The organism is Clostridium arbusti SL206, from assembly GCF_000246895.1.
Classification (GTDB): domain Bacteria; phylum Bacillota; class Clostridia; order Clostridiales; family Clostridiaceae; genus Clostridium_I; species Clostridium_I arbusti.
Genome location: NZ_BAEV01000076.1, coordinates 1 through 19,835, shown reverse-complemented (window position 1 = coordinate 19,835; position 19,835 = coordinate 1). Strand labels below are relative to the sequence as shown.

The window sequence follows — 19,835 nt, the reverse complement described above, 5'->3', positions numbered from 1 at the left end:
TTGTATTTAGAATTATGTGAAAATATTAACAATTATTTTTAAAAAATATGCTAATTGAAAAATAAAACTATCTTTCAATTATAAATTTTACAGAACTTAATAAGTTTTTGCAATAAGAAAATTGCATTATTAATATAATCTATAAAAAAATAAGCTTAAAATTTAATATAAATTATAAAATTTAAGTATTTATATCAAATTTATAACTAATCAAATTAAATTTTGAATCCAATTTTTTCACCCATATATACTTTTGTTTCAAATCCTAAACTGGATTGTTTTAATATATCATTATCTATACTTACTTTATTATTTTCAAAAAAGAGAACTATTGTAGAACCACCAAATTTAAAATATCCTTTTTCAGAGCCTTTTAGTACTTTTTCATTTGTTGAATAGGTTTGTATTATTGAACCTACACAGGTAGCACCAACTTCTACATATAGAACATCTCCAAAATTATTAGAATGAAATAGGCTCCATTCCCTTTTGTTTTCACAGAATAATCCATTTATTTTGTTTAGAGCAATAGGATTAACAGAATAATAACTTCCTTTTATTTTAACTGTAGGTTCGCAAATTCCACTATCAAGAAAATGAAATCTATGATAATCAGTAGGACATAGCCTCAAGATCATACAGATACCATTTTTATAATTTTCAGCAATAACACTATTTTGAATAAAGTCGCTTAATTTATAGGTTATTCCCTTAACTTGAATTATATTATTTAAATTTATATTGGTAAAAACAGTAACCCTTCCGTCACCTGGTGATATAAGAGAAGATTCATTCCTATCTATAGGTCTAGATGATTCAACTAGTTTTCTGGAAAAGAAATCATTAAAAGATTCAAATTCTTTTATGGATTTTTTACTATGAGAGATATCGATATCAAAGTTATTTATAAATTTTTTTATTTTATAACTACTTAATTTTGAATTACAATAAGAACCGTAAATTGTAGAAAAAGCTTTTTTCTTTAGAAATTTTTCTAATAAGTTCATTCCTATAGGAGAAGTATAGATCCAATTTAAATATTTTTCACCTGCTACTTTTTCTATTTCATAATTTTGGGTTTTTCTGTTATAATATTTAATCATTGATAATCCCTCACCAAATTTATTTTTAATAATCATGATTATAAACTTTTTTTGTATGGAATGTCAAAGTAATAGCTTAATAGCCTTTATAAAAAATATTGTTATATTTCATTTTAATAGTATAATTAAATATAAAATGGAATTATACTGGCTAGTAACTATAGGGTATAGTAAAATTTATTTGTGAATTTAGTTAACTATATTATAATTAACTAATATGAAAATAAGGATCAGTTGATTTGGAGTGATTATATGAATAAGACTAAGAGTGTTATTTTCCATTCAGCAGTTAAGGTTTTTTCTAGTAATGGATATAATGGTGCCACTATGGATGAAATAGCTATTAATGCAGGTGTAGCTAAGGGAACATTATATTATCATTTTAAGAGTAAAGAAGAAATATTTAAATACATAATTTCAGAAGGCGTAGACCTTATGAAAAATGAGATTGATGAGGCAACAAATAATGAAAAAAGTCCACTTGAAAAGTTAAAGGCTGTTTGTAGAGTACAATTGAATTTAATATATGCTAATAGAGACTTTTTTAAAGTTATTGCTAGTCAACTTTGGGGTAAAGAGGTAAGACAACTAGAGCTTAGAGATATAATGAGACGCTATGTAAATCATATTGAAGAGTTTGTTAGAGCAGCTATGGATGCAGGTTATATTAAACAAGGTAACTCATTATTTGTAGCATATGCTTTTCTTGGTACGTTATGTTCAGTATCTCTTTATGAGGTTGTAAATGCTGAAAAAGATAGTATTGATAGTATCATTGAAAATTTAATGGATTATATTTTAACAGGAATAGGAGCGTAACTTTTAATTAAATATATAAAAGCACTATAAAAGCTTAAAACAATAAACTTTTATAGTGCTTTTATTATGTGGAAATTATAAATATGCACTAATGTAAAAGTTAATAATCAATTTCAATTAGTTGTATTACATGGTATTGACATTTAGGAAAAAAAGAGTTATAAATATATCTGACCAGTCAGTATAAAAATAGATGCTGATTTTAATTATATATAACTTTAGGGGAGGGAATATATGAAATTCTTAAATATTACGGCAAGAGACTTAAAAAGGATATTTAAAAACAAATTTATTGGATTTTCTGTTATAGCGATTATAATTACACCTTTATTTTATAGTCTTTTTTATCTATCTTCATTTTGGGATCCTTATGGAAATTTAGAAAATATGCCTGTAGCGGTGGTAAATCTTGATAAGGGTACTATCAATGATGGTAAAACAGTAAACTATGGTAAGGATCTAGTAAATGAATTGAAAGATAACAAGGATGTAGGATGGAAATTTGTATCGCAAAGTGATGCAGATAAGGGGTTAATTGGAAGTCAATATTACGGAGAAGTGATAATATCAGAAGATTTTTCAGAAAAGGCACTTAGTGCTAAAGAGGGAACCCCTCAGAAACCAAATATTATATTTAAAGATAATCCAAAGAAAAATTATATAGCTACGAAAATAGATTCAAGTGTAAAAACAAGTCTAGATGCTAAAATTACAAAAAGTCTTGTAAAAGAATATACAAAAGTTACTTTTGATAATTTATATGATGTTAAAGATGGCATAAATCAAGCAAAAGATGGAAGTAACAAGATAACGGGAGCTATAGCAAGCTTAAGGGATGGAAGTAATCAGCTAACAAGTGGTATTTTAAATGTAAAAGATGGAAGTAATCAACTCAAAACTGGTATGGCCAGTGTAAATATTGGAAGTGATCAACTAAATAATGGATTATCTAGTGCAAAGGACGGAAGTAATCAACTAAAGAATGGATTATCTAGTGCAAAAAATGGAAGTGATCAACTTAAGAATGGATTGACCAGTGCAAAAAATGGAAGTAATAAGCTTAAGGATGGATTAGGCCAATTAAATACTAAGGTACCTGTATTACAAGATGGAGTTGGTAGATTATCTGACGGAAGTATGAAATTAAAGAATGGATTAGCGGATGCGAGTAGTGGAAGTATAAAATTAAAGAATGGATTAGCAGATGCGAGTAGTGGAAGTAGTCAATTAAAAGACGGATTGAAATCATTAAATGATCAGGTGCAGCAGCTGCAAAGTGGAACCAATGACTTATATGGTGGATCGCAAAAAGTATCAAGTGGATTGACCGGAGTTTCAGGAGCACTTACGAAAATAGATTCCAAGGTTAATGGTAGTTCGGGTTTAGTTCCCTCACTTAGAATGTTAAATGATAACACAAAAGATTTAGGTTCAGCTATAGGAGATCTAAATAATAAAATAAGTGGACAGCAAAGTAATCAACCTAACCTTTCAAAATCAGTAACTAATTTAAATGATGGAATGGATAAATTAAGTTCACTCCTTGAAGATTATAATTCTACAACAAATGAAGATCAAAAAGCTAATGATATGAAAGATATAAAGGTATTAATGAATAACCTTAAAGAAGGAACTGAAAATCTAAATGTAGCAGTAAATAAAGGTACAACCACTAAACCAAGTTTGAAAGATTCAGTAGAAAAATTAAATTCATCAGTTAATGGTGAAGCAAGTTTGTCATCTGGTGTAAGTAGTATATATAATGCTGTTTCAAATCCTAAAGATGGACTTGGTTTTGCGGTAAGTTCATTAAATGCAGCTGTTAATATTGGAAGTGATAGTAATCCAAGTTTATTGTCAGGTATGAAAAAATTAAATGGTGGAATATTAAATTTGAATAGTAAGACACCTCAATTTGTAGCTGGAGTTACTAAACTTTATAAAGGAGCATCAGATTTAAGTGATGGAACGAGTCAGCTTTATACTGGTGCTGTAAATTTAAATAATGGAACAAATAATTTGTATAATGGAGCATTAAGTTTAAATAATGGATTAACTACTTTAAATACTAGTACACCATTATTGTCATCGGGAATAAATCAGCTCTATAAAGGAGCATCAGATTTAAGTGATGGAACAAGTCAGCTTTACAATGGAGCAGTTAGCCTAAATGATGGAACAAGCAGGCTTTATACTGGAGCAGTTAGCTTAAGTGATGGAACAAATAAGCTCTATACTGGAGCAGTTAGCTTAAGTGATGGAACAAGTAAACTTTATACTGGAGCGGTTAGCTTAAGTGATGGAACAAATAAGCTTTATGATGGAGCAAATAGTATAAGTGATGGAACAAATAAAGTTTATGATGGATCTAAAGAACTTAGCGATAAACTTTCAGATGGTTCAAATAAGCTTAACAATAAGCTTAAAAATTCAAGTACAGCAATGGGTAATTTTGTATCGCAACCTATAAATGTAGAAACAAAGCATCTATTTTCAGATGAAACTTATGGTATTGCATTGGCACCTTATTTTATACCTATATCTATATGGGTAGGAGCAATACTAATGTTCTTTGTAGTATCTGATGAAGTAGATAAAGATATAAAAGTAAAGGCTAAATCACTTGTACTTGGAAAGTATTTAGTATATATAGGAATAGGAGCACTACAGGCTATATGCGTAAGTACAGCTGTACTACTAATAGGTATAAGACCAAGTAACTTATTTGCATTCTATTTATTTAATATATTTATATCCTTTGTATTTATCTCTATAATGCAATGTTTGATATTCCTATTGAAAGATGTAGGTAGATTATTAGGTATAATAGTATTAGTATTGCAGCTTGCATCATCGGCAGGAACTTTTCCAATAGAGATTTCACCAAAGTTTTATAGAGTAATTTCTCCATTTATGCCATTTACCTATGTGGTATCAGGATTAAGAGAAATCATAAATGGAATAAACTATAGTATTTTAGGTAAGGATGTCGCATTCTTAATGCTTGTATTTGTTATATTCTTTACATTATCATTAGTCTTTAGAGAAAAAGTTACTAATTTTCATGAAATTATAGAATCTAAGAAAAATGAATCGGTAGCTTAGTCTAATTAAGAAAAAATTTGTATTAGGCATGTGAAAATAAATAGTAAGTCAAAGATGCGACGAATATTTTGAATTGAGCAAGGAAGCAGGTTCCGAGGATAGTGGGCTATCTGAGGGTTCTGCTGACGCAGTAGGATTCAAAATAGGCTAGCATACCTGACTAGTTATTTATTTGAATATGCCTTAACTAAAAAGCATAAAATATAGTAAGTTTATAGGAAAAGAGCTTAGAGTAGAAAGTATTAAATTTCTCACTAGGCTCTTTTTTATTGGATTACTGCAAATATTAAAAAATATTTAATTTATTTTTTGTTTTTAGTAATTAAATTCTCTATAAAAGGAATAATAAGATTAAGGAAGGGCTGATTATGAATTTTAAGAAAATAAAAGATTTTTTTTCACTAAAAGAACCTGAAAATTTTAATAATAATATGTTAAGTTATAACAATAATGAAAGTGAAGATAATATAGATCAATATAATAACAATCAAAGTTTATATAAATTACTTGAGCAAAATGAAGATTATATAAGAAAAGCTTTTAAAAATTGTTATGACTTAGTTATTAGAGAAATATCATTATACAATATGGACAAGGGGAAAATTTGCATAATATATCTAAATGAATTTACTACAGAAGAATTAATTAATGACAGTATTATAAAAAAATTTCCATTAGATAAAAGTGATTATATAGAAATTAACGATATAGAGCAAGTGATAAAACACAAATTAGCAATAAAGAATGATAGTATTTGTAATGATTTTGGAAAATGTATAGATGGAGTACTTGATGGCAATGTTCTTATATTCTCAGATATGTTAAACAAAGCATTTATTGTAAGCATTAAAAGTCCACCAGAGAGAGCTATTCAAGAGCCTAATACTGAAAGTTCTCTACGTGGACCAAGAGAGGGATTTACGGAGTCACTTTCTAAAAATGTTAATCTTATTAGAAAAAAGATTAAGAATACAAATTTTAAAACAGAAAAATTTATTGTTGGTAAAGAAACAAAAACTGATTTAGTTATATGTTATATAGATAATGCTGTTGATCATAAGATACTAGAAGAGGTTAGAAGAAGAATAAAGAAAATAGATCTAAATACTATGGCAGCTAACTTTGTTTCAGAGTGCATTGAAGATGATAAATTTTCTATAGTACCAATGGTATTTAAAACAGAAAGACCGGATGTTGCAGAGGCAAAATTATTAGAAGGAAAAATTATCATAATTGTAGATAATACACCGGTTGTATTATCGGTTCCAGCATTATTTGTAGAATTTATGCAAGCAGCTGACGATTATTATACAAGATATATACCAGCTACATTAAATAGGTGGTTTAGATACATAGGATTATTATTTACGGTAACATTACCTGGGGCATATGTATCTTTGATAACGCTTCACCATGAACTTATACCTACACAACTTACAATTACTATAATTAAGGCACGATCAGGAATACCACTTCCATCTTTATGGGAATGTTTTTTAATGCTTTCTGCTTATGAAATTATAAGAGAAGCTGGCCTTAGAATACCAAGAACCATTGGGCAAACTGTAAGTATAGTTGGAACCTTAATTTTAGGAGAAGCAGTAGTAAGAGCGGGTATAGCGTCTGCACCTGTAATAATTATAGTAGCTTTTGTTGGAACCTCACTTTATACAATTCCATCTTATGAGCTAAATGTAACTATTTCTTTTCTTAGATATATAATTTTGTTTTTAGGGGCTGCTTTAGGTATGTTTGGTATTTTTTGTGGACTTTTATTTATGATTACATATATGAGTTCGAGAAGGTCTTTTGGAGTACCTTATATGTATCCTATATCGCCATTTAGTATTAAGAGAAATCAAGATACTATTTTTAGATTTCCAATTACAATATTAGATAAGACAGTTAAGTTATTTAGAAAATAAAGGTTTCGGAGAATTATATATGAGAAAAATAATAAAGAAGTTAAAAAAAATTATCATAATAATGTTAATATTAGCTATACCTCAAATTAGTTTTACAGGATGTATGAATCAAGTAGAATTAGAAAAGTTAGCAGTTATACTAGCAATAGGATTTGATTTGGATAATGATGATAACTATATAGTAAGTATTCAAATTATAAACACTAATACTGATATTAGTGGCAGTAGTAAAGTTAATAATTATATTGCAGAAGGAACAAGTATTTTTGATGCATTAACTAATCTATATAAAGAAATAGGTGAAAGACTAAATTATTCACACATACAATATATCGTTATTGGAGATAGTATGGCACGAAAGGGAATAGCACCAATCATAGATTTTTCATTAAGATACAGCGAAGTAAGACCTACTACGCCATTTTTAGTTACTAATGGAGATGCTAAGGATATTGTAAGTGCTAATGTTTCTACAGATACTATGTCTGCTTTTTCAGTTACTAATTTATTAAATTTGCAGAGAAATAGAGGAGAAACAGCTTTTACTACTAATTTAAATCTTGTAAATAGTATGAATCATGGATCAAAGTCTACAACTTGTGGATTAATTAATATGTTACCATCAAAATTAGATAAAAATAAAAACTATGATTTAAGTGGAGCTGCAGTATTTAAAGAAGATAAACTTGTAGGATACCTGACAGATAAAGAAACCCTAGGGTTTAATTGGATTAGAGGGAATATAACTGCAGCCATAATTGCAGTAGAGTACCCTGATCATAAAAAAATGAGTTTAGATGTTACATCAGCTTCAAAAAAAACGGATATAAAAATAAATAAAAATCATATAAATATAACAGTAAATATTAAAGTACAGTCTGGAATAAGGGAAATGACTGGAGATATAGATCCTAATAATAATCCTAGCATTATGGATAAAATTTCAGAAAGACAAAATCAAGTTATTTATAAAGATGTTTACATGGTAATAAATAAAGCTCAAAAAGATTTTGGATTAGATATATTTGATTTTGGAACTGAAATATCTAGGGAATATCCTAATCAATGGGATTATATGAGTAAAGATTGGAATACTATCTTTAAAAATTTGAAAATAAATGCTAATATAAATTCTCAAGTTAACAAAACAGGGGTAATTTCAAAGCCACCATTATAAGCATAAATTTTATAATGTAACCTGTAGTCTATTGTAGAAAAAATTAATAATAAACTATAGTCTATAAAGTTCCAGATCTTAATATTGATATTAATAGATAAAAGCCCATTAATGCTGCAATGAAGAAACCACTTATACCTATTATAGATATATCATGAATTTTTGGTCCTATATTTGTTCTAAGTATAAGTGAAGATCCTATAATCATAGATGATATAATAATGGCAAAAACCATCCTGTTAATCATTCTATTTAAGTCATTAATGGGTTTTTCTAAATTATTATGTTGTAATTGAATCTTTGCTCTTCCAGTGATTAGACTATCTGAAAGTTCTATAAATTTTGATGGAAGTTCAGATGAGCTTTTTACAAACTTAAATCCTCTTAATAGCAATGAATCAAGATCAAAATTCTTAAAAAATAGATTCTTATTTTGGGATTTCACGTAAGGGATTACTATATTTATAATAGACAAATCAGGAGATATTTTTGTTATTACACCTTCAATTATCAGCATACTTCGTAATAGCATAGTTAATTCCTTTGGAAGTTTTATATTGTTATTTTTTGAAATTTCAAATATTTCTTGAAGTATAATTGAAATCTTTGTGTTTTTTAAAGACGTGGACATGTAGTTATCAAATAAGTAGTTTATAGATTCATAAAGAGAATTTCTATTCACAGATCCTTTTTTTACACCTATAGACATAATTACAGATATAATCTTATTTACATCATTATAAGCTATAGCTATCATTGCTTCATTAAGGGCTGATTTTAATGATTTTGATATTGTACCCATTATACCAAAGTCTATGTAGCATATATGACCTTTTTCTATAAGTAAGTTACCAGGATGAGGATCACCGTGAAAAAATCCATCTTCAAATACTTGCTTAAAATATGAAAGTGCGAGTTTTCTTCCTAAATCATCTAAATCGTAACCTTCACTTAAAAGTTTTGGCAAATTATCTATCTTATAACCTACTATCTTTTCCATTGTAAGTATTTTTTCATTGCATAAATGATCTATAGTGTATGGAGTGTACACAAAATCTACATTATGGTTTAATTTCTTAAATTTACTTATATTATTAAGCTCATTTTTAAAATCCAGTTCTTGTTTTGTAGATTCAATTAATTCATCTAAGGCTTCTTTGGGATCTATAAGAGCATCTGTAAATCTAGCTTTTGTAATATTTATAAGTTTACTTATTATTGATAGGTCTGTTTTCATTTCCTCAGCAATTCCTGGACGTTGAATTTTTACTATAACAAATCTTCCATCCTTTAGTATAGCGTCATATACTTGTGCTATAGATGCCGATCCTATAGGATTTTTATCAAAATATAAAAATGTATTTTCAATAGAATCGTTGAATTCATTAAAAAAAAGTTGTTCAATATTATTAAAATCTTCAGGTGAAACATTATTTTGTAATTTGGATAATTCTTTTATGTAAGGATCAGGTAATAGATCTGGTCTAGTACTTAAAATTTGGCCTATTTTTATGAAAGTAGGTCCTAATTCTTCAAAAGCTTTTCTTAAATTTTTAGGAGATTTTTTATTACCATTTAGCTTTGAATCTACAATAAATCCAAAGCCATAATAAGCCAAAACTTTAACTATCTCTTTTAGTCTATATACAGATTTTCTATGCATATCAAAATTTCTCCTCTAGGAATTAAAATTAAAAGCCCTAACAATAAGTTGGGGCCTTTATAATGGTAACGGTTATTTATATTATTGTTTAAGTTTTTCTTCAAGTTTATTAAGTCTATCTTTTATGTCAGAAATTTCATCTTTTGTAGCAAGATTAGCGTTCTTCAGTATGTCTAATATATCTTGTTTAGTAACAGGTTTGATTTTGTTACCTTTTTCTACAATATTTACTCTTAGTTCTTCAGATAACTCTTTACCCTCATCTAGAGTTATTTTACCTTTAGAGACCATTTCATCTATTACTTTTGAAGCTTTTTCATAGGTGTAAGCAGCTGAACCAAGGCCAGCGAGGAGAGCTTTTTTCAATTGATCTACCATTTAAAACACCTCCTATGCATAATATTGAACTATAACATAATAATATCAAATAAATATAAATTTGTAAATTGTAAAATATTAAGAATATTGTGTGAATAATGTGTGAATAATGTGATGTACTTTATAATTTAATCAAGTAATAGTATATGTAAATAACAAAAATTTATATAATATTATAAAATATATTAATATTATATAATTATATACGATTATCTAAAAAGGAAAGTAAAAATGGTGTAGAGAGATCTGGTGTGAAAGGTGTATTTATCATGGGAAAGAATAAGAAGAAATTATCTGTTGGGGACCTAAAAGTAGGAATGATAGCTGCCAATGAAATAAAGTGTGATGGGAATATTCTTATAGCTAAAGGAGTGCCTATAACTGAAAGAGCAATAAATACATTAAGAAAAAAATATATTTATAGCAAAATTGAAGTGTATTATGAGATAGAAGATGAAAATATAACAAATAGTATAAAAAATACAGAGGATAGTTTTAGTGGGCTTACTTTTGATTTAGAAAAAATGTTTAATGAAATGAATAAGTTACAAGTATCAGATATAGAAGAGGTTAGAAAATTTGCAATTAAAATAAAAAATGAATTGAAATCTACAGATTCAATTATAAAGAATATTGTGCTTTATGGAAGTGGAAAAGATAGTATATATAGACATGGGGTTAATGTAGCCGCACTGAGTTCAATTCTTGGAAAATGGATTGGATTAGATGATGTACAGTTGAATTTACTTACTTATGCAGCTATTCTACATGATTTTGGAAAGACTAAAATAGAGGAAAGTATTATAAATAAGACAGAGTTATTGACCAACAGTGAAATCAAAAAGATAAAAATGCATCCTGTTATAGGATATGAATTTATAAATAAGATTCCCTTTTTAGATAGGTCAGTAAGTCTTGGAATACTTATGCATCATGAGAGAGAAGATGGTTCAGGTTATCCTTTTGGATTAAATAATGATAAAATTCATCCATTTGCAAAAATAATTGCTATTGTAGATGTATTTGATGCAGTTAATTCAGACAGAGGATATAGACAAAGCAAGGGACCTTTTGAAGCATTAGAAATAATAAAAGAAGATAGTTTAGGAAAGTTAGATTATAATTACAGTACAATATTTTTAAATCACGTAGTAAATTATTACATGGGTGAAAATGTTTTGTTAAGTGATAATAGAATATGTAAAATAATACAGATAAATAAAAATGATTTTCAGAGCCCTTTATTGTTAGTAGAAGATAATTTCCTTGATTTGAAAGATAATAAAGAATTGTATGTTAAGAAATTGATCTTAAGCAATAATTAAATATTTTTTTATACGCTTTATATGAGAAACAAGAAACAAGTCTATATTGACATTATAGTTAAATTGTAATAAAATGTGAAGGTAAAAGATATGCATCTATAGCTCAGTAGGATAGAGCAATGGTTTCCTAAACCATGTGCCGGAGGTTCGAATCCTCTTAGGTGCACCAAAAGAACTCTAGAATAATTTAAACTATTCTAGAGTTCTTTTCAATAAGAGTATTTTATAAGTACATTAAACGCATGTTAAATCTTTGAACTATTTACTATACTGGTGAAAATAACCTATGGTAAGTTTGCATATATTCAACAAATATAGAAACAAAAGAATATATCTTTGGAAAAGGTGAATGATTTATAGGGGTATTATCATGAAAGAATTGTTTTTAAAGGAAGCCATATTAGAAGCTGAAATGGCGAAACAAATAGGAGAAGTTCCAGTAGGGGCTATTATAGTTAAAGATTGGAGTATAATAGCAAGAGCTCATAATCTTAAGGAAAGCTTAAATGATTGCACTGCTCATGCTGAGATACTTGCAATAAAAGAAGCGTCTTCTATATTAAACAATTGGAGATTAAAAGATTGTGAAATGTACGTAACTTTAGAGCCATGTCCTATGTGTGCTGCTGCTATTGCAGCAGCTAGAATTAAAAAAATATACATAGGAACGTTTGATCCAACTATGGGAAGTGCAGGATCTGTGATAAATTTATTACAAAATGAGTATTTAAATTATAATATAGATGTAAGATGGATATACTCAGAAACTTGTAGTAAGATTATTACTGACTTTTTTAAACATCGAAGATAGTATAATAAAAACAAAATATTTCCTTGAGATTTTTAGTTATGTAATAGTATAATAATTAGTATGCTAATAGGGAGAGATGTCCGAGAGGTCGAAGGTGGCAGCCTCGAAAACTGCTGCGGGGGAGACTCCGCCAAGGGTTCGAATCCCTTTCTCTCCGCCAAAGTATTTTTTAGATAAATACAGAAGGTTGTCATATAATTTGCTTTTGCAGATGATATACAGTTCTCTGTATTTTTTTATATACATTCACTTTATAAATAATGCATTTTTATAACAACTAACATTAATTTTATATGTACTTAATAAAATATTAACAAATTTGACAAGTTATAGACATGTGATAAATCTAAACTATTTTTAGATGAAATTATTTATAGAAAGGATGTTTTTTAAAAGTGAAAAGATTTAAAGATTTCAAAAAATTAATTATTATTTTGTTGGCCTTATCTATGTCTATGTTCTTATTTGCGGGGTGTCAGAGTAATAGTACAAGTTCTAAAAATTCTTCACAAAGTTCAAGTGGTGGAAAAAATTTTAACAAGGATGAAATTAAAAAAAGGTATGAGGATAAGCTTCAGGCATTTGTAAAGGATGGTACAATAAATCAGGATCAATCTAATAAAATATTGGATTCTCTCACTGGAGATATAAATAATAGAGGCGGAAATAGAAGAAAACAAAATAATGAAGGTAACAATCAAAATAATTCTCAGGAGAATAACAGTGGAGCTAATGAGACAAATAGACCAAGAAATAATCCTTTAAGCAAATTAGTAAGTGATGGAGTTATTACACAACAACAGGCAGATAAGATAATGGAAGGTTTAAGAGGAAATGGGCGAAGTTCTAATAATAATAGCAATGAAAGTAATAAATAGATAGTTTTTTATAAATATTGCCATGAGAATGGATAGTAGTTATAGTGATGTGATGCCTAGGTTAAGAGTTATATGGCACTTAAATAAGATAAAAAAGCAAAACAGGAAAAATAAATCTTAAATAAGAAAGGTAGGTGAAAACCGTTATATACAAATAGCTAACCATATAGTAAAAAGAAAATCATGAATAAGGAAAAAATCTAAAGATATTGGATTTTAGTAGATTTTATGTAACGGTAAAATATGATACAACAAGTGATAAGCGATATGATAAAGTATTTTGAAAATGATGTTATTAGAATTAACCATGCACTAAAGGTATATGGATTTGCTAAAAGTATAGGTGAATCAGAAAATTTAGATAATGATAATCAATTTATATTAGAAGTGGCTGCAGTCCTACACGATATAGGTATAAAAGTAAGTGAGGAAAAGTATAATTCTTCTGCAGGAAGGTATCAAGAGATAGAAGGGCCTGAAGTTGCTGCTAATATTTTAGATAAGTTTAATTTAAGTCATAAACTTTTAAAGAGGATATTGTATCTTATAGGAAATCATCATAGTTATTCAAAGATAGACTATGATGATTTTCAAATATTAGTAGAAGCAGATTTTTTGGTTAACATATTTGAAGATTCTATGGAAAAGGATACTATTGAGGTTGTAAAACATAAGTATTTTAGAACAGTCACTGGAATAAGTTATTTAGATAGCATGTATCTATAAAATTAAAGTATTAAATTAAGAATTGTTGAACAAATAATAAATAAAGAATAAATTTAAATTTAAACTTAAAAATAAAATCTAAGTTTAATTAGATCTTTACAAATGATTTTGAAAGATTTAATTGTAAACTTAGATTTTATTATATATAAATACGGATTTATTATAGTGTCTCTATGATATTAATAATTATATTATTTTAAGATATCCCCTTTTTTATTAAGTATAATTAAAGAAACAATCCAAACTAGAAAACCTATAAAACTTACTAAACATGCTACTCTTATAGGGCCAAGCATAAGACTATCTGTCCTTAGACTTTCTATAAAAAATCTTCCTATAGAATATAAACCTATATAAGTAAATATTACAATACCAGTTTTCTTTACATTTTTTAATAAAATAAGTAGTATAAAAAATATACAAAGATCCCAAATTGATTCATAAAGAAAAGTTGGATGATAATAACTACCATTTATATACATTCCTCTTTGAATAAAATTAGGAAAATGGCTTATAAAGGTATAGGAAACAGGTCCTCCATGGGCTTCCTGGTTAAAAAAGTTACCCCATCTTCCTATGGATTGAGCAATTATTATTGATGGTGCAGCTACATCAGCATATTTCCAAAAATTAAGTTTTTTACGATATGTATATAAATAAGCAGTAATTAAGCCTACAAGAATACCTCCATGAATGGCCAAACCACCTTGGCGCGTATTAAAAATTTCTGATAAGTTCTCACTATAATAACTAAAATTAAAGATAACATAATATAATCTTGCGCCTACTATAGCTAGTGGTAAGGCTATTAGAATTATGTTAAATAATTCATCATAGTTAATATTTTTAATTTTTGATGTGAAATTAGCAATTATGATAGCAATTAGCATACCACAAGCAATTATTATTCCATACCATCTAATATCTAAACCTAATATTGTAAAAGCTATTGGATTCACTTTATCACTCCCTTTAAATAAACATTATTAATTAAAAAATTTCTAAATTGATACGACAGTTCACACTTTAAGCATTATTTTACAACATAATTAAAAATAAATAAATTAATTTACGTAATTATAACATAAAATTAAATAATTATTTCTTTCTTGTAATTTCCATTATATTTTACTTAATAATAGGCAAACATAACTAGGTAATTAAATCAAATAAAAAAATAATAGGAGGTTTTACTATGAATGCTACAACTACAGTATCTGCACAAATAGAGGCTAACAATTTAAAAGTAATTAAAGATGAAATAGAGCATGAAGTATTATTAAATAAGAAGTTTTATAAATATGCACAGTGCTGCAATGATGCAGAACTTAAGACTCTTTGTAATGAGGCAAGTAATGCACATAGAGAAAATTTTAATAGTTTAAAGACTTATCTTGATTCTCATCAATAATAAAAATTGGAGGTATATAATATGGATAACAGCGGAAATTTTACTGAAAAAGAAATTATGGAAGATTTATTGATTACAGAAAAACAGCTAATTTCTTCTTATAGTACAGGTATAACTGAAACATCTTGTACTAATTTGAGAAATACTCTTGTAAATAATTTTAGAAGCTCTCAAGATATTCAATATAAGGTTTTTGATGCAATGAAAAAGAGAGGATGGTATCCTACTAAAGATGCCCCTTCTAATGAAGTTCAACAAATTAAAGATCAAGCAACTCAAATGGTAAGTGAATTAAGATAATAATAAGAGCAAGAAATCTTAATAGGATTTCTTGCTCTTATAGTTTAGATTTAATTGTTGACGAAATATTATTAAGAGTATATAATATATTGAGTAACGTTTATTATCTTAATAGTAAACTTATTTAAAATATGGAGAGATGTTCGAGTGGCTTAAGGAGCACGCCTGGAAAGCGTGTGTTGGGGAAACTCAACCGGGGGTTCGAATCCCCCTTTCTCCGCCATTAAAACTTTGTCGTGCTAGATGGGGAGTTAGCGGTGCCTTGTAACCTGCAAGCCGCTATAGCAGGATTGAATTCCTTGCTGAGGCTTTAAACTGTGAGGTCTGGCTTATATAAGTGGTGTTGAGAGCTGGGTCCCACGCAACGAAAATTCATGAATCCCGTCAGGTCCGGAAGGAAGCAGCGGTAAGTGAACCATTTCGTGTGCCGTGGAAAAACCTGGTTTGAGCTAACTGTATAAGTAACGCTTATGGTTTATAGTCAAAGCGAGGTGCACGACATTTAATTACATAAAACCTAAGATGCTTATAAGCATCTTTTTTTATTATATAATAAACTAACTTGTATGTATGTAGTATAATGTAGTTGAAGATTATTTGGAGAACAAACAGTAAATATATTTCGTTTGTAACGAGGTGAAAATATGGGATATACAGCTTTATATAGAGAATGGAGGCCAAAAACTTTTAAAGAAGTTGTAGGTCAAAACCATGTTACTATAACATTAAGGAATCAAGTTAAAGATAGTAGAATAGCTCATGCATATTTATTATGTGGTACAAGGGGAACAGGTAAAACCTCTACAGCTAAGATATTGTCAAAAGCAGTAAATTGCCTAAATCCTCAGGATGGGGAACCTTGTAATGAATGTGAGATGTGTAAAAAAATTAATAGTGGCTTAGCTATAGATGTAACAGAATTAGATGCTGCTTCACACAATGGTGTAGAGGATATAAGAAATATCATAGAGGATGTCCAATATCCTCCACATGAATCAAGATTTAAAGTATATATTATAGATGAAGTACATATGCTTTCCATGGGAGCAGTAAATGCCTTTTTAAAGACTCTTGAAGAGCCACCTAAAAATGTTATATTTATTTTAGCAACAACGGATCCACAGAGACTACCAATAACTATACTTTCAAGATGCCAAAGATTTGATTTTAAGAGAATAAAAAAATATGACATGTTTGAAAGACTTAGAGAAATAGTTTCTAAACAAGGTGTATTTGCAGATGATGAAAGTTTAAATCTTATAGCAAGGATATCTGATGGAGCAATGAGAGATGCTCTTAGTATATTAGATCAAGCTATATCAACAGGTAATGGAAAGGTTCAATATGATGATATTATTAACATGCTTGGACTTGTTACTAATGAATATCTTATTAATATAACTTCTGCATTAATAGAAAAAAATATTGAAAATGCTATGAAAACAGTAGATGATATAGTATTTAGTGGTAAAGATATAAATATATTTATTAAAGATCTTATAATTCATATGAGAAACCTTATGATGGTTAAGATAAGCAAGAATCCAGAAGAGATTTTAGATATGTCCCAAGAAAATATAAAACTTATTAAAGAACAGTCTGAAAAAATAAGAGTAGAAGAAATAATGAGATGTATAAAAATACTTCAAGAGACTGAAGAAGAATCCAAATGGAGTAAACAAAGTAGAATATATTTGGAACTAGCTGTTATAAAAATGTGTAAAATAGAATATGATACATCTAATGAAGTTATACTTGCAAGGCTTAATAAACTTGAAAGTATGATAAAATCTGGAGATTTAATATATAATAAAGAAACTACAAAACTTAATGTAAAACAGGAAGCAAAGAAAGTAACAAAGAAAGTTAATAATCAGGATAATATTAAAGAGAAAGAGTCATTTATAAATACTGAATCTAAACTTACTTTAGATGATGTACGAAAGGTTTGGAAAGATATATTAGAAACATTTAAATCAAGACGATTAAGAGTTTTAGGAGCCCATCTTAGTAATGGTGAACCTATAAACTGTAAGAATAGTATAATAGAAGTAAAGTTCCCAAAAAGTTATAACTTCAGTAAGCAAAACCTACAAAGACCTGAAAATAATAAAAAGGTTGAAGAAATATTTTCAGAGATACTTAAAGAAAAGGTAAGATTGCAATATATCGTTGAAATAGAAGAGGAAGAATTAAAATCATCACCAGAGGAGATAATAAAAAATACATTTGGTGAAGAAATCGTTGATATTATTGATGAATGATGTTTTAAATGGTAAAATATTAAATACTGAAACTTAATTAGTTTATATTTTAGGAGGTTATATATATGGCAAAAGGTGGATTCCCAGGAATGGGTGGAGGAAACATGAACAATCTGATAAAGCAAGCACAAAAATTTCAAAAACAAATGGAAGATATGCAAAAAGATCTTGAAAATAAAAGCTTTGAATCTTCTGTAGGCGGTGGAGCAGTTACAGCTGTTGTCAATGGAAAAAAACAATTGGTTGATGTTAAAATAAAACCAGAAGTTGTTGACCCAGATGATGTAGAAATGCTTCAGGATTTAATTATATCAGCCTGCAATGAAGCATTAAAAAAGGCTGAAGATGAATCAGCAGGTGAAATGAAAAAAATGACAGGTGGATTAAATATACCTGGAATGTTGTAATATTGAGGTGACTATGTTAGATTTTTATCCAGTAGCTATAGAGAAATTAATAGAGGAATTTGCTAAACTCCCTGGCATAGGATATAAGACTGCACAAAGACTTACACTTTATGTATTAAATTTACCTAAAGAAGAGGTTGAAGAGTTTTCTAAAGCACTTGTTAAGGCTAGAGGAACCATTAAATACTGCTCAGTATGTGGAAACTTTACAGATACGGATCCTTGTTCTATATGTTCTAATCCAAGTAGAGATAAAAAACTTATTTGTGTAGTTGAAGAGCCTAAGGATATTATGGCAATAGAAAAGGTTAAAGAGTATAATGGCGTGTATCATGTACTACATGGAGTGATTTCACCAATGTCAGGAAAAGGTCCTGATTCTATACGCTTAAAGGAACTTGTAAGTCGTATGAAAGATGAAGTTAAGGAAGTTATAGTTGCAACTAATCCTAATGTTGATGGAGAAGCTACTGCTATGTATATATCTAAATTGTTAAAACCTTTAGGTGTTAAGGTTACTAGAATTGCACATGGAATACCTATGGGTGGGGATCTTGAATATGCAGATGAAGTTACTTTGTCAAAAGCTCTTGAAGGAAGAAAAGAAATATAACTGGAATATTATTCCCATTTTATGTCTATAATTGTAAAGAGATATAAAATGGGAGGTTTTTTTATGGTTAAGAAAAAGATTACAAAATTATTAAATAATAATATGAACTATGATTTAGATCAAAAATATATAATTGATGCTATAGAAGAAGCCAGAAAAGAACTACAATTGTGTAGAGACTATTTTGAGATTGTTAACGAACCAGATTTAATAGACTATGCTATATATAAAGAAGCAGCGGCTAAGTCAAGGTATACATATCTTTTAGCTCAAGCTAAGAAACTAAATATAAGAATTAATGAATTTGATATGTATATTAGAAAAGAAAAAGTTGATTGATTTATTTTAATAGTTTAATAGGGGGATGCTTGAATGGAATACGTAGGTTATTTTTTAATAGCAATAATAGGATTATTTGTTGTAGTTAGATTGTTAGCATGGCCATTAAAAATATTAATCAGATTAATAATAAATGCAGTACTTGGAACTGTACTTTTGTTTATAGTAAATTTAGTTGGAATTCATTTTGGATTTGGTGGTATAGGAATTAACTTAGTAACAGCACTTATAGCAGGATTTTTTGGAGTGCCAGGTGTTATTTTCTTATTAATTTTTAAATTTATACTATAAAATATTTTATTATAATAACTGCTATCAAATTATTTTGCTGGTAGTTTTTTTATTATTGATGTATATATCGAAGTAATTAATAATATACTTATCCTTGTGTGTCAATAATAGTAATGTAATAATAATAATAGATATTTTTAGCATTAAGAAGATAAATACGTATAATAGACATTAATAGAGTATTATAAACTAAATTTTGTGATACTATATTCCTTGCTGTGAGGATTTAAAGACAAATTGTTTTACACTAAATAATAAAATAAAAAGTGTTGACAAGAGTTTTGAATCATGGTATTATAT

At 28.0% G+C, this 19,835-nt stretch carries 19 protein-coding genes, 3 tRNA genes and 1 other RNA gene; 19 read left to right on the top strand and 4 right to left on the bottom strand.

Features of this window, described 5'->3' with window-relative positions:
- Positions 1–215: 215 nt before the first annotated feature.
- Positions 216–1,103 (bottom strand): phosphatidylserine decarboxylase, encoded by an 888-nt coding sequence (locus RH99_RS13110; protein ID WP_010238960.1) that lies wholly within the window; start codon positions 1,101–1,103, stop codon positions 216–218.
- A gap of 252 nt (positions 1,104–1,355) precedes the next feature.
- On the opposite strand from RH99_RS13110, the gene RH99_RS13105 reads away from it, so the two are divergent.
- From RH99_RS13105 to RH99_RS13090, 4 genes are all read left to right on the top strand, one after another.
- Positions 1,356–1,922 (top strand): TetR/AcrR family transcriptional regulator, encoded by a 567-nt coding sequence (locus RH99_RS13105; RefSeq protein WP_010238958.1) that lies wholly within the window; start codon positions 1,356–1,358, stop codon positions 1,920–1,922.
- A gap of 234 nt (positions 1,923–2,156) precedes the next feature.
- A complete protein-coding gene (locus RH99_RS13100; protein ID WP_010238955.1) occupies positions 2,157–5,027 on the top strand; it encodes a YhgE/Pip domain-containing protein in 2,871 nt (956 codons plus the stop codon).
- A 368-nt stretch (positions 5,028–5,395) separates the two neighbouring features.
- Positions 5,396–6,952, top strand: a complete 1,557-nt coding sequence (locus tag RH99_RS13095) for a spore germination protein (RefSeq protein ID WP_010238952.1) — start codon at positions 5,396–5,398, stop codon at positions 6,950–6,952.
- A gap of 19 nt (positions 6,953–6,971) precedes the next feature.
- Complete coding sequence (locus tag RH99_RS13090) at positions 6,972–8,129, top strand: Ger(x)C family spore germination protein (RefSeq protein ID WP_010238950.1); 1,158 nt, start codon at positions 6,972–6,974, stop codon at positions 8,127–8,129.
- A gap of 61 nt (positions 8,130–8,190) precedes the next feature.
- Here the strand turns inward: RH99_RS13090 and RH99_RS13085 are convergent, their stop codons facing one another.
- Positions 8,191–9,792, bottom strand: a complete 1,602-nt coding sequence (locus RH99_RS13085; protein WP_010238948.1) for an ABC1 kinase family protein — start codon at positions 9,790–9,792, stop codon at positions 8,191–8,193.
- A gap of 81 nt (positions 9,793–9,873) precedes the next feature.
- On the bottom strand, positions 9,874–10,170 hold the full coding sequence (locus RH99_RS13080; protein WP_010238941.1) for a phasin family protein: 297 nt from the start codon (positions 10,168–10,170) through the stop codon (positions 9,874–9,876).
- A gap of 269 nt (positions 10,171–10,439) precedes the next feature.
- Here RH99_RS13080 and RH99_RS13075 point away from each other — a divergent pair, with 269 nt between their 5' ends.
- The 6 genes from RH99_RS13075 to RH99_RS13050 all read left to right on the top strand — a co-directional run bounded on the left by RH99_RS13075 (position 10,440) and on the right by RH99_RS13050 (position 13,910).
- Positions 10,440–11,495: an HD-GYP domain-containing protein gene (locus tag RH99_RS13075; protein WP_010238939.1), complete on the top strand. Its 1,056-nt coding sequence runs from the start codon at positions 10,440–10,442 to the stop codon at positions 11,493–11,495.
- Between the two features lie 92 nt (positions 11,496–11,587).
- Positions 11,588–11,664 (top strand) — tRNA-Arg (locus RH99_RS13070).
- Between the two features lie 201 nt (positions 11,665–11,865).
- Positions 11,866–12,306, top strand: a complete 441-nt coding sequence (locus RH99_RS13065) for a nucleoside deaminase (RefSeq protein ID WP_010238938.1) — start codon at positions 11,866–11,868, stop codon at positions 12,304–12,306.
- Between the two features lie 70 nt (positions 12,307–12,376).
- Positions 12,377–12,466, top strand: a tRNA-Ser gene (locus RH99_RS13060).
- Positions 12,467–12,701: 235 nt separating this feature from the next.
- The gene (locus RH99_RS13055) at positions 12,702–13,184 is read left to right on the top strand and encodes a hypothetical protein (protein WP_010238937.1); all 483 of its coding nucleotides are present in this window, start codon (positions 12,702–12,704) and stop codon (positions 13,182–13,184) included.
- Between the two features lie 243 nt (positions 13,185–13,427).
- Entirely contained in the window at positions 13,428–13,910 is a 483-nt protein-coding gene (locus RH99_RS13050; RefSeq protein WP_035777007.1) for an HD domain-containing protein, read from the top strand.
- A gap of 191 nt (positions 13,911–14,101) precedes the next feature.
- On the opposite strand, the gene lgt is transcribed toward RH99_RS13050, so the two are convergent.
- Complete coding sequence (gene lgt / locus RH99_RS13045) at positions 14,102–14,869, bottom strand: prolipoprotein diacylglyceryl transferase (RefSeq protein ID WP_010238932.1); 768 nt, start codon at positions 14,867–14,869, stop codon at positions 14,102–14,104.
- A 236-nt stretch (positions 14,870–15,105) separates the two neighbouring features.
- Here lgt and RH99_RS13040 point away from each other — a divergent pair, with 236 nt between their 5' ends.
- From RH99_RS13040 to RH99_RS13005, 9 genes are all read left to right on the top strand, one after another.
- Positions 15,106–15,321, top strand: a complete 216-nt coding sequence (locus RH99_RS13040; protein WP_010238930.1) for a hypothetical protein — start codon at positions 15,106–15,108, stop codon at positions 15,319–15,321.
- A 21-nt stretch (positions 15,322–15,342) separates the two neighbouring features.
- The gene (locus RH99_RS13035) at positions 15,343–15,621 is read left to right on the top strand and encodes a spore coat protein (RefSeq protein WP_010238928.1); all 279 of its coding nucleotides are present in this window, start codon (positions 15,343–15,345) and stop codon (positions 15,619–15,621) included.
- A 133-nt stretch (positions 15,622–15,754) separates the two neighbouring features.
- Positions 15,755–15,844 (top strand) — tRNA-Ser (locus RH99_RS13030).
- A gap of 11 nt (positions 15,845–15,855) precedes the next feature.
- An RNA gene (ffs, locus tag RH99_RS18665) (signal recognition particle sRNA large type) lies at positions 15,856–16,120 on the top strand.
- 145 nt (positions 16,121–16,265) lie between these two features.
- Positions 16,266–17,885: a DNA polymerase III subunit gamma/tau gene (gene dnaX, locus RH99_RS13025; protein WP_010238926.1), complete on the top strand. Its 1,620-nt coding sequence runs from the start codon at positions 16,266–16,268 to the stop codon at positions 17,883–17,885.
- Between the two features lie 65 nt (positions 17,886–17,950).
- The gene (locus RH99_RS13020) at positions 17,951–18,292 is read left to right on the top strand and encodes a YbaB/EbfC family nucleoid-associated protein (RefSeq protein ID WP_010238923.1); all 342 of its coding nucleotides are present in this window, start codon (positions 17,951–17,953) and stop codon (positions 18,290–18,292) included.
- A gap of 13 nt (positions 18,293–18,305) precedes the next feature.
- Positions 18,306–18,905, top strand: a complete 600-nt coding sequence (gene recR, locus RH99_RS13015; protein ID WP_010238921.1) for a recombination mediator RecR — start codon at positions 18,306–18,308, stop codon at positions 18,903–18,905.
- A 63-nt stretch (positions 18,906–18,968) separates the two neighbouring features.
- Complete coding sequence (locus RH99_RS13010) at positions 18,969–19,244, top strand: DUF2508 family protein (RefSeq protein WP_010238920.1); 276 nt, start codon at positions 18,969–18,971, stop codon at positions 19,242–19,244.
- A 33-nt stretch (positions 19,245–19,277) separates the two neighbouring features.
- Positions 19,278–19,535: a pro-sigmaK processing inhibitor BofA family protein gene (locus RH99_RS13005; protein WP_010238919.1), complete on the top strand. Its 258-nt coding sequence runs from the start codon at positions 19,278–19,280 to the stop codon at positions 19,533–19,535.
- The last annotated feature ends 300 nt before the right edge of the window (positions 19,536–19,835 follow it).